This window comes from Actinomadura sp. 3N508 (assembly GCF_044326375.1).
Lineage (GTDB): Bacteria > Actinomycetota > Actinomycetes > Streptosporangiales > Streptosporangiaceae > Spirillospora.
Genome location: NZ_JBIRAX010000001.1, coordinates 600,138 through 612,668 on the forward strand (window position 1 = coordinate 600,138; position 12,531 = coordinate 612,668).

Consider the following 12,531-nt stretch of genomic DNA (forward strand, 5'->3'; position numbering starts at 1 on the left):
CTCGTCATCCCGCGACCGCAAAGAGCCAACGGCCCCAAACTCACGCTTACGCCTACACCATCCTCAACGAGCTCAAGCAATAGCCCCATGGCCCGGCCCTCCCTCCCCGAAGAGCCGGGCGTCTTTGCGCCAAGGTGATCGATGGGTGGCAGGGGCCGTCAGGTGTTGGCGGGTTGGACGTCGACCACGATCATCTTTTCGAGGCGGTAGGCGTCGAGGTCGGGGGTGTTCCCCAACTCGCCGGGCCTGATCTGGTGGAACCTAAAGGTCGCGTTGGACTCATTGGCGCCGAGAATGCAGCGCACCGGGCCGGGTGCATCGAGGGCGTAGACCAGTCGGCTGAACTGCAGGGCGAACGCGACGCCATGCAGAAGGAGAATCCGCTGGTCCGCTTCGCTGATCACGGGCGCGTCATCGAGGGTTCGAACATCGACCGGGACGGCGTCCTCCAGGTGGAAGGAGCTGTCGGAGCACTCCCAGGCGGTGAGGTCCTTGAAGAAGGAGGGGGCTTCCACCGCTCCCCCGACCGAGGCCGCCCAGGTCAGCACCTTCCCCCGACGTACTATCCCCTGCGCCGCACGTTCCCGAAGGGCCGGCGCAAGGCCACCCGGAGGCTCGACGTTCGTCAACCCGTTCAGCACCCCGAGCAGGTTGGCTGCGGCATCGTTCATCGTCAGCGAAAGCACAAGGCCCATGATCGCAGCGGAGCGGCGGTATGGGCACCGCGACAAGGTCCACGCTCACGTCATGAGCCGTCGGCTCGTCCAGCAACTCCGCGAGGCCACCGCAGGCAGGCGAAGCCGAAGCCTGGCTGATCTCGCCTGCCGCATGAACATCGTCCAGACACGCCAGACGACAAGATCACTTACGGTACAGGCGCACGATTCGGAACGAATGTTCCTCAGGCCCCGAACCGCGCCTACGGACCGTTTAAAACCTCCACCGCCATTTCTGCTGGGGGTGGTCGGTCTGGCAGGGCAGCGCGTACACCATGCTGGTGTCGGGGAAGTGGGTCAGGCAGCGGATCGTCCCGTCCTCCGCAGGCCGCTCGGTGTGGATCCGCCCGTCGGAGGTCAAAAACCACGATACCCGCGACAGATCAGGCTGGGCCGGACACCCCAAGAGCACCCCGGTGCTGCCGGTGGGCGGGTGGTATTCACGGAACAGGCACCCTTTCTGTCCCTGGTTGAAGAGGATGGTGCCGAGGCGTTCCCAAAGACGCGATGCGCCGAAGACCGGAAGGCACGGCAACACTTCAACGCGGTGGACCTCCAGGCCCGTCAAGCATCGGATCGTGGTGCCACCACCCGCCGTCTGAATGAAGGATGCCGGCGCTGATCTGGAGGTCGCCGAAGCGGCCGCCGGGAACGCCGAGGTGGGGACCGCCAGTGCCAGTGCCAGAGCCGCGGCGGTGCCGCGCCCGGATGTGGCGCGCCGGAAGATGCCTGTCATGGGAACTCCCGAAGGTCGGGGCGGGAACCATCCCCACAACATAACAATATGTAGTTGCTTGATCGCAATATGTGTTTGCTCGGTGGAGGCAGGAGATGCTCCAGATCGAGCGCGCTCACATCGGCCTAGCGCGAGTTCGCGTCTCCTGCGATTCGCGATGGTTCAGGTTCTGGAACAGGCACATACCTCGCGCTTTAACCTCCGCCAGCCACACATCTGCCGGACGGGGTTCCGGTAGGTGTTGTTCCAGGGTCGGTGCTGGTTCCAGGAAAGGCACGGGTTTCGGACGATATGACAGTGTCTGCCCACTGGGAGACTCTGTCGGGAATCTTGGGTGACGTCGGTAATGTGGCGCCTTGGCGCCACCAGCGTGATAAAGGTGGCCGTGGCTGACCAGGTACTGCTGGAAGGCCGTGATGGGCCGTGATGGGCCGTGATGGGCCGTGATGGCCCGCGTGTGTGGGCACCCCGTGCATGGTGGGGGAATCGTCCGAGGTGGACGGCGATGGCGGTCGGGCCCGCACGTCGTAGGGGGAGGCGATGCGTAGTCGGCCGGGTGGGAACCCGTCGACGTCGGTGCGCGGGCGCACGGTGGTATCCGCGTCACCGTTGCCGTCGATGACCAAGAAGTGCTGCACGAAGATCTGGCGCAGTGCCTCGGCCTCCTGACCTCGCGGACGAGTCTGGACGCCGAGGCATTGCAGCAGCATCCTGGTCCTGCCTCGGCGATGAAGGCGTCGAAGGTCCCCTCACAGAGTGGTCGCTCAGGTGCCGACCGGGTGCACTCTGCCGGTGACCAACTCCAGCGCTCAGGGAAGGCCCGGCCAGTAGGGATCGACCGGTAGCGGGTAACCAGGGTCGACCTGATCGGCCGATATGTCGTACCGGACGTACTCGGCGCCGCGGAAGAAGTAGGCCTTGGTGTCGTTCCACACTACGCCGCCGGTGAGGTCGGCGGGCCAGAGCCCGGGCCAGTTCGGGTTGATGGGCAGTGGGTAGCCGGGGTCGGCCTGATCTGCGGCTACGTCGTAGCGGACGTATTCTGAGCCGCGGAAGAAGTAGGCTTTGCCGTTCGGCCACACCACCCCGGCGTCGATTCCGTCCGCCCAAAGGCCGGGCCAGTTCGGGTTGATGGGCAGTGGGTAGCCGGGGTCGGCCTGATCTGCGGCTACGTCGTAGCGGACGTATTCTGAGCCGCGGAAGAAGTAGGCTTTGCCGTTCGGCCACATCACGCCGGCATCGACACGATCCGGGAACAGCCCGCCCCAATTTCCTTCGATGGGGAGCGGATAGCCCGGGTCGACTTTGTCGATGGCGATGTCGTAGCGGTAGTAGTTCCCGGCGACGAAGAAGTACGCTTTGCCGTTGTTCCAGACCACCGGGGCCGTGACGACCCTTTCGGCGAGTGTCTCGGCGAAGTACTCGTGGTTGTCCGCGTTGCGGATCGCGTCTGCGGGGTTGGAGGCCGCCAGCGCCCGGGCGTTCACCTGCCCGTAGACGACGTCGTCGGTACTGGAAACGGCATGGCTGAGCTCGTGCACCATCGTCCCGAATTTCGAATCGACGCCAGTGGCGGGAGCAGGCCAGAACTGCGAGCACAGCCAGATCTTGCGGGTGTTCTTGTAGGTGTAGGCGAACGTGCCGGGCGTGCAACCCGTGCCGCTGAGGTCGTAGGTGACTGTCTGCCCCGTGACCACCGAGCAGCTGTCCGCGAAATGCTGCCGGACGATCGCGTGACGGCCTGTGTCGAAGGCCCCCATCCATTCCTGGTAGAGCGCGTTGGCGGCTCCGGGGGTCCAGTCGAGCTGCCGCATCACCGTCTCCGCGAAGACGCCGGCATTCTCATGGGCGGTACGGGTTTGGCGGCGGGCCGCGTCGTCCCCGCCGTTGATCACTGGTTCGCGCGGGCTCAGCTTCGGGCTGGTGTCCGCGACCCGATGAGACTCTTCATGTCGCAGGTCGCGGCGGATCTTCTCGGCCACCGTCGGCCGCGCCTCCCCATCCCCGACGACCTCGAAGGTCACCGAGAGCCGGTCGAGCTCGAACCCCTCCTGGCGCGAGCGTGTCCGCTTGGTCACCACCTCCTCGCCCTGCGGAATGGCGTCCAGGACGTGCGCGGCCAGCGTCACCGTGTACTGGCCGGGCTGGGCGATCGGGTACGCGGTGGTGAGATCGATGGTATCGGCGACGGTCTCGCCGGCCCGCACGAGCCGGTAACTGGATTCCTCGGGGTCGCCGCGCTTGAGGAAGCGGCCATCATAAGGCACGATCTCCCCCTCGTGGCGGACCTCGAAGTATGCGAGGACCTCACCTTCGAGCGGGGTGTCCCATTCGAGGATCCGGACATCCTGCTCGGCGGTATTCGTCAGCTCGAAGGTGATCGTGATGGGTTCGCCGATCCGATAAGTCGGTGCGGCGTGCAGCGAGGCGGTGAAGTAATCCCTCATTTCCTAAGCTCCTAACGGAGATCGGTTGTGGATCGCTTGGTTGGAGGGTCTCCGGTAGATGATCATGCTTGTCGCCTTCTCAGGCGTTACGATCTCGCCGGAGGTTGGCGTATTAGTGGCTCCGGGGGCCGGCCCGAGTCGACCGTGGACGATGCCTGAATCGTCAACGATTTCCCTGAACGATTCACGTGACAGGGTGTTCCGGCCATGAAACGGTGGCCCTCAGTTCAGCCAAGCAAGGATGTTGTTCCGCACGCCACCGCCGGACGCAAAGTTACGGACAACACATCCCCATATGCCAAGAAAGTGTAACTATTAGAACAATGCCGGGGAAAGGGTGATATTTTTGGTTAAAGGGCTGTATCCGGGCAACGGAGCGTCGCCCAGGCGTGGAGTTGCAAACATGCACCCACACGGTTTCGGGGGCCGATCGGTACAGATGCCGGCTTCTTGGCACCGCAGGACACGGTGAAGTCCAGCGCGGTCACGCTCGAGACCCATCGCCTCGAACAGCTCGTCCGGAAAGCCGATCTGGGATCGCCCGTGGCGGCCGGTCAGGCACCATCCGCCGTAGCCGGACCCGTCTCGACGTCGGCTGCCGTGCACGGCAGCCGCCACTTCCACACGCAACCGATCGTCAAACCCCAGCCGGACCAGATACGGCGGCAACACCGGCCCCGCCCCGCAGGACGCACTCGCGGCCGAGAAGGCCTGGTGCGCCTCCAGCGCCAGCGCGTTCTGCTCCTCCAGCTCACTGATCATCCGCCCCCAGCAGCCCTCCGGCAGGCCGGGCGGGACCGGGTAAAGGGGCGTGCACGTGCCGCCCGCCCGGCGGCGATCAGCCGTGCCCGGGCCGCCAGCCACGGCCACGGGTCCTGACCGCACTTAGTCAGATCCCACCGCGGATTCCTCCAATGCGCCCGCCCTGATCATGCAGGTGCGAAATTACCTTCGGGCGGCGCGGCTACTTGGGCGATGTCCGGTTCCGGGCACCGCTCCACTCTGCCTCCCGCCGAGTGGGGCGGCGGGAACCGGAGGGTGCGGCGCCCGCGCTGTGGACGTTCGCCGCCACGTCGCGGTGCTGGTTGCCGGGCAGCTGTGGCCGGCAGCGTTGCCGAACTGGACGACGGTGCGGCATAGCGGGTTGCCTCGCGGGGATGGCGGTGAGTACCGCATCCGATGACATCCGGGGGGCATCGTGAGCTGGAGGCTTGGTGAGGAATTCCAGACGCCGGACGGGGGCATACGGTGGGCGGCCATGGGCAGTGGGGATCCGGTCGTGCTCGTCCACGGCACCCCGTACTCGTCCTATCTGTGGCGAGACATCGCTCCGGCGCTCGCTCTGACCCGCAAGGTCTTCGTTCTCGACCACCTGGGGTTCGGCCAGTCGGACCAGCGCGAAGGCCAAGACCTCAGCCTGGCGGCTCATGCCAGGAACTTCAGCCGGCTCCTAGACCACTGGGGACTGTCCCGGCCAAGCGTCGTCGCTCACGACATCGGCGGAGCGGTCACATTGCGGGCACTGCTACTGGACGGGGCGAGCCTCGGGGACCTCACGCTGTTCGACGTGGTGAGCAGCGGCCAGTGGGAGAGGGGCTTGTTCCAGCTCATCCTGCGGCAGGCAGAGGTCTTCAGGCAGCTTCCCGGCTATGCCCACGAGGCCCTGGTGGCCAGCCACCTCCGCCACGCCACGCATGTCGGCTTCCGGCCAGGGGTCCTCGAAGCTTTCCTGGCGCCGTGGCAGGGCATCGATGGGCAGGCTGCGTTCTACCGCCAGTACAGCCAGATCAAGGAGGTGGATACAGCCGAGTACGAGCATTTGCTGGGCGAGATCTCGCTTCCGGTGCGCCTCATCTGGGGCCGCGAGGACCGCATCCTGCCCCCGCAGTACGCCGAGTGGCTACACGAGAAGATCCCGCACTCCGAACTCCACTGGATCAAGGAAGCCGGTCACCTCCTCCAGGAAGACGCCCCCGCGCAGTTGATGGCCCACCTCACTGCAAAGCCCTCAGGACCAGCCTGACGTGGACGTAGGCGACGCTGCGCGGACCGCCCTTGGTGCCAACCATTCCGGCGTTCAGGAGGTCCGCGTGGAAAGGCAATCGGCAGGCAGCGGACCGCCGAGGCCAGGGCGAGGACCCGCTGATCACGACCTACTCCCCCAACTCGCCGAACAAGCTGCGTTCCTCTGGCCCTAATGCCGCGATCGGCTGGGGGACGCCTTCCGTCTAGCGGAGGTCCTGTTGACTGCGGACGGTTCTGATCACCGTTGGTGACGTCGCCGACGCGCTCGGCTCGTACCGGGGCGCGCACGAGCTCATCGACCGGTGCGGCGTCCAAGAAGGAGCTCCGCATCGTCGAGAGTGCGAGCCATTACGACCTGAGCCCTGCTTCAGAGCGAACCTCTAGGCGGCGGCCTTGGTCGTCCTGCCGCGCCTGGCCGGCTTTGGACATTGCCTCGTCTCCGTCTGTGGGAAATGCTCGGTGCGGGGGTTTTGTGGCTCACGGTGGGAGGAATCGTGGACGAGGTTTCCGAGCGGGTGCGGCGGCGGGCGCGGAACGACTTTCCGCAGCAGGCCGACCAGGTGATCGAGTCTTTGGGCGAACTAACGACAAGCCTTTTCCCCCGAGACGCTCCTGGCAACGGCCACGAGCGGATCCACGTCGCGGCTCTCATCCTTGCCCAGGGAGACGTGGGCAAATTTGAAAGGGCCCTCGCGCTCGCGCGCTCAGATTGGCGAGACCTGCTGGTCTTCGCCGGGTTGGGCAACGAGGATTGGGAAGCGCTTGTTGACAGCGAGCTCGCGCCGCCTGCGTGACGTGGGTAGCGGCTAGGTAGCCCCAGGTTGTGGACGCGCGGGACCCGTGACGGGTGAACGCCGTCACCGACGACCCGCCGAGGCTTTCCAGCAGGGCGGTGAAGGCGTCCTTATAGTCTGGAAGACCACCCGCGTGTGTACAGAGCTACGAGTTGAGGCCGCGAAAGGCATATGAGCTGACTCCGAACGGCGCCCCCACAGAACATCGGCAAAACCAGGTCATAGCCGCCATGAGATACTCATGCTAATGTCTCGACCTACGCTCATCACATCCACGAAAAGAGCCGTACCAGATTCGGATAACGTTGCCGGATCCTACGCTCGTCACCGAACCCGGACGGCGGCGCTTCGTCCGGTATTTCCTGCGGGACTTCTTCGAGTTCCTCCGGCCTGTCAACTTTCGCCGCCATGGCAGGGCCGATCTTATCCATCACTCGGTCGTATGCCATCTCGGCACCGTGAAGAAGGTCCTCCATATGAGGATAGTCACTGTTCTGCCATCTACTGAGCGGCTCCTGAGCAAGTCGCAAGATCGGAGGGTGATCGGCAAGCGAATCTGGATTTCCGATAGCGGACTCGAACACCTCTCGCCCCTGCGAAATAAGCCACAAGCGGAAGTAACAGAATGTGTCCTGAGAGCAGGGTGCCCGATGTATGATATCCGCAGCCTCCCAAAGGTCCCAGGTCAGCGCACGCCGAGCCGAGACCATGACCGACCGGTGGAATTGAGCGATCTGAGGTACCGGCAGCCGGGCCAATTCAACGGCAAGCACCCCGGCCATTGAGCCATCGACCCGATCATTGGCATCGACTCGTTCGATGAGATCCCAAAAATGATCCGGCCGTTTTCCCACAACACCCTCTCAGTCACACGCCCCTCGCCGCACTTCATCCAGAACCTCGAGCCAGGACTGGCCTGTGCTCTTGGTACCCGCATGGCGCTCAAAATTCTCGGGGCCCGGAGCCCTCTTTGTCAAGTAGCGTTCCCTTGCGAGGGCTCTTCCTTCGTATCGAAGTTTTAAGCACCTGCATGCGGAGGCCCTGGTTCTCAAAGTATTTGGCCGTGTATCTCGAATAGCTTCCAGTTGTGTTGTTGGTCCATACGCCCCACTTCACAAATTCAAAGTTATGAGTATCCCAGAGCGCATAGAGGGCCGTTTGACCTCGCTGTGGCCATGGTCCATCGATGTAGTCCCACGGGCTCGGAGGCGCGTTATGAACCAGGACTGGAATGCCGTTGACGAGCGCGTAGTAGGTGTGAGTGTTGGCGACGGCGAGATTATGGACGCGCTGATTATGAGCCTCCGCATGCTCGGTGGCGGTGATCTGGACGTAGATGCCGGCGCTGGTGCGGAGCCACATGCCAGGCTTGAGGTCGGCCGCCTTGACCCACTTGTTGATGTCGCCTGCGACCCAGAAGGGGTGACTGTCGGTGGCGATGACCATGCCGCTCTTCGGCTGTTTACGCTCGTCGAGCACGAGGGAGGTGCGCTCGGGCGTATCGCCTGGTGCCCATGGCAAGGCCTGGGCGTCCGTGTTGATGGTGATCTGGACCAGCTTCTTGTCGCCCTTGGAGGTGATGGTGTCCAGGACGGGCTCGGCTCTTGTCTTTCCCGTCGCTGGATCGGTGGCCACCACCTGATCGCCGGTCTTGACCTTTTCGATGGGTTTCTTGCTGCTGACTGCGAAATCACCAGGTCAAATGACGGAAGCAAGGCCAGATCCGGACACCATTACCACCAGCTGCCCACGACGATCGCCCACACGCCCAAGCACAAGAAGGCTCACTGCCTCGAATGAATGAGATGAGCTCAAATACCAAAATTGGTCATCACCTCTGTTACGGAGGTGGCCACTGAATGTGATGGTCACGGCGACCAGGCCTCGAACATCTCGGAGAGGCTTGATGCTCCCCATCTCCTGGCCACCGCCGCGTCCCGCTCAGAACCGGCGTGCGCGGCGCCGTCCGCGAGCCGGGCGTTGCCGGCCGTGACCGCCGATCCGGAAGGTGCTCGCGGTGCTCGGGTGCGGGCCGGACGGATCGGTCGAAGGTGGGTGAGCAGGTGAAAGCAGGGCTCGGGGATGTCTGGGTTGTTACTGTTTGGGCGTGCTCATTGGGCGTGATCGGGAGAGAGAGCGCGTCGGCGGGGTGCTGGTGGGTGCTCGTTCCGGGCGGAGCGGGGCGGTGGTGATCCGGGGCGAGGCGGGGATCGGGAAGACCTCGCTGATCGACCGGATCGCGGCGGACGCGAAGGACATGCTGCTCGTCCGCGGGGCGGGCGTCGAGTCCGAGACCGAGCTGCCGTTCAGCGGGCTGCATCTGATGCTGTACCCGCACGCCGAGCGGTTCGACGCGCTGCCCGGACAGCAGGCGGCGGCGCTGCGGTCGGCGTTCGGGCTGGCGTCCGGGCAGGTCAGCGACCGGTTCCTGATCGGCGCGGCGACGCTGACGCTGCTGTCGGAGCTGGCGGCGGACCGGCCGGTGCTGTGCCTGGTGGACGACGCGCAGTGGCTCGACCCGGCCTCGCTGGACGCGCTGCTGTTCGCCGCCCGCCGGCTCGGCGCCGACCCCATCGCCATGATCTTCACGGTGCGGGACGCGGCCGTCCCGTTCCCGGACCACGGGCTGGACGTCGTCCGGCTGGAGGGCCTGGACCGTACCGACGCGCAGGACCTCGTGGACGCGCACGCGCCCGGTTTGACCGTGCCGGTGCGGGAGCGGCTGCTGGACGAGGCGGGCGGCAACCCGCTGGCCCTCATCGAGCTGGCGAGCGCGCTCGAGTCGCATGAGGCCCGGCATGCGGGGCCGTTGCCTGTGGGTGGACAGATCGGCGGGCGTGTCCAGGAGGCGTTCCGGCTTCAGCTGGTCGGGATGCCGGAGGCCACGCGGTTGCTGCTGCTGGTCGTCGCGGCCGACGGGACGGCCGACCTCGGCGTCGTGCTGCGGGCGGCGGAGACGCTCGGGCTCGGCGCGGCCGATCTGGGGCCCGCGGAGGAGGCCCGGCTGGTCGTGCTCGACGGGACGGAGGTGCGCTTCCGGCATCCGCTCATCCGCGCCGTCACCTACCAGAACGCGGCGCATCACCAGCGGATCGCCGTGCACGGCGCGCTGGCCAGGACGCTCGGCGGCGACGAGCACGCAGATCGGCGGGCCTGGCATCTGGCGGCGGCCGCGACCGGGCCGGACGAGAGCGTCGCGGCGGAGCTGGAGCGGGCCGCGCGGCGGGCCGGGGACCGGGGCGGGACGGCCGCCGTCGCCGCCGCCTACGAGCGGGCTGCGCGGCTCAGCACGGACGCGGAGGGCAAGGCGCGGCGGCTCGTCCACGCGGCGCGGGCCGCCTACGACGCCGGGCGCCCCGACTCCGCCACCCGCCTCGCCGAGGAGGCCGCGCACCTCACCGGGGAGGACGCGGTCATCGCCGAGGCCACGTTCGTCCGCGCCCAGGTCGCGTACGAGCGCACGTCCCCGGCCGCCGACGCCGAGCTGGCGCTGGAGGGCGCGGCACTGATCGTGGACAGCGATCCCGAGCAGGCGGTGTCGATGCTGACCGAGGCCGTCTGGTCCGCTCGCGATGCCGGGGCGCATGAGCTTGTGGGAAACGCCGTCGAGTTGCTGAGGAAGGCGCAGGTTCCGGCGGGCTCGGACAAGGCGCTGGTGGTGGGTGGGTTGATCGCCTACGGGCGGCTGGCGGGTGGCTCGGCCGGGGGTGTCGCGTCGATGCGGGCCTTCGTCGAGGCCACGCGGGCCGGTGGCGTGGACGGGCTGGTCGAGCGCGTGATCGCCGGGTACCTGGGGCTGATCACCGCTGATGACCTGGCCGCGACCGCGCTGCTGGACGATCTGGCGGCGGAGACCAGGGCGCAGGGCGCGCTCGGCTGGCTGCCGTACGTCCTGGAGCCGCTGGCGATCGGGCGGCTCCTCCTCGGCGACCTGCACGGCGCCGAGTCCGCCGCGGCGGAGGGCCTGTCGCTCGCCGCCGACATCGGCATGGACATGCAGGTCACCGCGCTGCAATGCGTCACGATCCGGATGGAGTCGGACGCGGAGCGCAGCCGTTCGCTGGCGCCCGATGTGCTCCGGCGCGCCGAGCTGATGCCGGCCAACGCGGCGCTGGCGTCCTGGGGGCTGGGGCTTCACGATCTCGCCGACGGCCAGGCCGAGGCCGCGCTGGAGCATCTGGACGCCGTGTGCTCAGGTCCGGCGCGGCACGACGTGCTGATCCGCGCCGTCCCGGACCACGCGGAGGCGGCGGTACGGGCCGGGCGGCCCGACCTGGCCCGGAAGCACCTTCCCGCGTTCGAGGCATGGGCGGCGGCCACCTCGTTCACGGCGCTGGTCTCGCGGTGCCGCGCTTTGCTGTCGGACGGCGATGATGCGGATGAGCATTACCGCGCCGCGCTGAGTTTGCATGGCGACCGCGCCTACGACGCCGCGCGGACCCGGCTCCTCTACGGCGAATGGCTGCGCCGTCGCAGGCGCCGCACCGAGGCGCGCGGCGAACTGACCTCCGCGCTGGACGCGTTCGACCGGCTCGGCGCGGAACGCTGGGCCGAACGCGCCCGCGCCGAGCTGGAGGCCCTCGGCGACCGTCCGGCCGCCCGCGCCGGGGACGCCGACCCGCTCAAGCGGCTGACCCCACAGGAGCTGCAGGTCGTCCGGCTCGCCGCCACCGGGCTCAGCAACCGTGAGATCGCCGCGCAGCTCTACCTGAGCCCGCGCACGGTCGGGCACCACCTCTACAAGGCGTATCCGAAGATCGGCGTCACGCGGCGGATGGAGCTGGCGCGGCTCGTATCGGTCATCTGACTTACCCGTACCGGTACGGCATTGCGACGCGCCCGCCCGGAGGGCTTCGCCGACGGCCAATTCCTGCTCTGACCTGCGATTTTCAGGGTACGTCCGGCGACCGATGCGGGGCGTGGGGCCGCGCGCCTAACTTCGAGATCACCCCTCGGGGCCCATCTCGAAACGATCGGAGAAAGCGATGCTTCTGGAGAACAAGACCGCGATCATCTACGGCGGCGGCGGGACGATCGGCGGCACCATGGCGCGGGCCTTCGCCGCCGAGGGCGCGCGGGTCTTCATCGCCGGACGGACGCCCGCCTCGCTCGACACCGTCGCCGAGCAGATCCGGGAGGCCGGCGGCCTCGCCGAGACCGCCCGCGTGGACGCGCTGGACGAGGACGCCGTCAACAACTATGTCGACTCGGTCGCGGCGACCGCCGGAAGCGTCGACATCTCGGTGAACTCCGTCTCGATGGAGGGGCTGTTCCGGCCCATGATCGAGATGCCGGTCGGCGAGTTCGCCGCGTCCCTGGAGAAGATGGCGCGGACGTACACGCTGACCACGCAGGCCGCCGCGCGCCACATGATCAAGCAGGGCTCCGGCGTGATCCTGCACTTCGGCGGGTCCGACGCGACGAACCACGCGCCGGGGCTCGGGAACGTCCAGGTCGGGTTCGACATGATCGAGGCGATGCGCCGGCAGTGGGCGTGCGAGCTGGGGCCGCACTCGGTGCGGGTGCTGTCGATCAAGACCGGCGGGATCCCCGAGTCCTTCCCCGACATCCCGGAGATGGCCCAGATGAAGCAGCAGATGGTGGACAACACCCTGCTCAAGCGCGCCGCGACCCTCGCCGACGTGGGGCACGTCGCCACGTTCCTCGCGTCCGACCGCGCCGCCGCCCTCACCTCCACCCAGGTCAACATCACCGCCGGGGCCCTGGTCGACTGAACCCCGCTCGTTCTGACGCCGCCGCAGGTCAGTGACCTGCGGCGGCGTGGCGAGGGCCTGCGGCGACGTGGCGAGGGT

At 67.0% G+C, this 12,531-nt stretch carries 10 protein-coding genes; 4 read left to right on the forward strand and 6 right to left on the reverse strand.

Features of this window, described 5'->3' with window-relative positions; genetic code table 11:
• Positions 1 to 158: 158 nt before the first annotated feature.
• The 4 genes from ACH34S_RS02805 to ACH34S_RS02820 all read right to left on the reverse strand — a co-directional run bounded on the left by ACH34S_RS02805 (position 159) and on the right by ACH34S_RS02820 (position 4,661).
• Complete coding sequence (locus tag ACH34S_RS02805) at positions 159 to 695, reverse strand: hypothetical protein (protein WP_395950764.1); 537 nt, start codon at positions 693 to 695, stop codon at positions 159 to 161.
• A 235-nt stretch (positions 696 to 930) separates the two neighbouring features.
• Positions 931 to 1,452, reverse strand: coding sequence for a hypothetical protein (locus ACH34S_RS02810; RefSeq protein WP_395950765.1), 522 nt, complete (start codon positions 1,450 to 1,452; stop codon positions 931 to 933).
• 809 nt (positions 1,453 to 2,261) lie between these two features.
• Positions 2,262 to 3,899 (reverse strand): hemopexin repeat-containing protein, encoded by a 1,638-nt coding sequence (locus ACH34S_RS02815; protein WP_395950766.1) that lies wholly within the window; start codon positions 3,897 to 3,899, stop codon positions 2,262 to 2,264.
• Between the two features lie 315 nt (positions 3,900 to 4,214).
• The gene (locus ACH34S_RS02820; RefSeq protein ID WP_395950767.1) at positions 4,215 to 4,661 is read right to left on the reverse strand and encodes a hypothetical protein; all 447 of its coding nucleotides are present in this window, start codon (positions 4,659 to 4,661) and stop codon (positions 4,215 to 4,217) included.
• A gap of 496 nt (positions 4,662 to 5,157) precedes the next feature.
• On the opposite strand from ACH34S_RS02820, the gene ACH34S_RS02825 reads away from it, so the two are divergent.
• Positions 5,158 to 5,922, forward strand: coding sequence for an alpha/beta fold hydrolase (locus tag ACH34S_RS02825; protein ID WP_395950768.1), 765 nt, complete (start codon positions 5,158 to 5,160; stop codon positions 5,920 to 5,922).
• 496 nt (positions 5,923 to 6,418) lie between these two features.
• On the forward strand, positions 6,419 to 6,718 hold the full coding sequence (locus ACH34S_RS02830; RefSeq protein WP_395950769.1) for a hypothetical protein: 300 nt from the start codon (positions 6,419 to 6,421) through the stop codon (positions 6,716 to 6,718).
• A gap of 266 nt (positions 6,719 to 6,984) precedes the next feature.
• Here the strand turns inward: ACH34S_RS02830 and ACH34S_RS02835 are convergent, their stop codons facing one another.
• Both ACH34S_RS02835 and ACH34S_RS02840 read right to left on the reverse strand, forming a co-directional pair.
• A complete protein-coding gene (locus ACH34S_RS02835) occupies positions 6,985 to 7,572 on the reverse strand; it encodes a DUF4240 domain-containing protein (protein ID WP_395950770.1) in 588 nt (195 codons plus the stop codon).
• Positions 7,573 to 7,660: 88 nt separating this feature from the next.
• Complete coding sequence (locus tag ACH34S_RS02840; protein WP_395950771.1) at positions 7,661 to 8,353, reverse strand: polymorphic toxin-type HINT domain-containing protein; 693 nt, start codon at positions 8,351 to 8,353, stop codon at positions 7,661 to 7,663.
• A gap of 472 nt (positions 8,354 to 8,825) precedes the next feature.
• Here ACH34S_RS02840 and ACH34S_RS02845 point away from each other — a divergent pair, with 472 nt between their 5' ends.
• Both ACH34S_RS02845 and ACH34S_RS02850 read left to right on the forward strand, forming a co-directional pair.
• Entirely contained in the window at positions 8,826 to 11,525 is a 2,700-nt protein-coding gene (locus ACH34S_RS02845) for an ATP-binding protein (protein WP_395950772.1), read from the forward strand.
• 178 nt (positions 11,526 to 11,703) lie between these two features.
• Positions 11,704 to 12,453, forward strand: a complete 750-nt coding sequence (locus ACH34S_RS02850) for an SDR family NAD(P)-dependent oxidoreductase (RefSeq protein ID WP_395950773.1) — start codon at positions 11,704 to 11,706, stop codon at positions 12,451 to 12,453.
• The last annotated feature ends 78 nt before the right edge of the window (positions 12,454 to 12,531 follow it).

What these genes read in the sequence shown, in the direction of transcription:
- ACH34S_RS02810 (WP_395950765.1), bottom strand. Translation starts at nt 1,452, where the DNA reads ATGACAGGCATCTTCCGGCGCGCCACATCCGGGCGCGGCACCGCCGCG.
- ACH34S_RS02820 (WP_395950767.1), bottom strand. Translation starts at nt 4,661, where the DNA reads ATGATCAGTGAGCTGGAGGAGCAGAACGCGCTGGCGCTGGAGGCGCAC.
- ACH34S_RS02805 (WP_395950764.1), bottom strand. Translation starts at nt 695, where the DNA reads ATGGGCCTTGTGCTTTCGCTGACGATGAACGATGCCGCAGCCAACCTG.
- ACH34S_RS02850 (WP_395950773.1), top strand. Translation starts at nt 11,704, where the DNA reads ATGCTTCTGGAGAACAAGACCGCGATCATCTACGGCGGCGGCGGGACG.
- ACH34S_RS02825 (WP_395950768.1), top strand. Translation starts at nt 5,158, where the DNA reads ATGGGCAGTGGGGATCCGGTCGTGCTCGTCCACGGCACCCCGTACTCG.
- ACH34S_RS02815 (WP_395950766.1), bottom strand. Translation starts at nt 3,899, where the DNA reads ATGAGGGATTACTTCACCGCCTCGCTGCACGCCGCACCGACTTATCGG.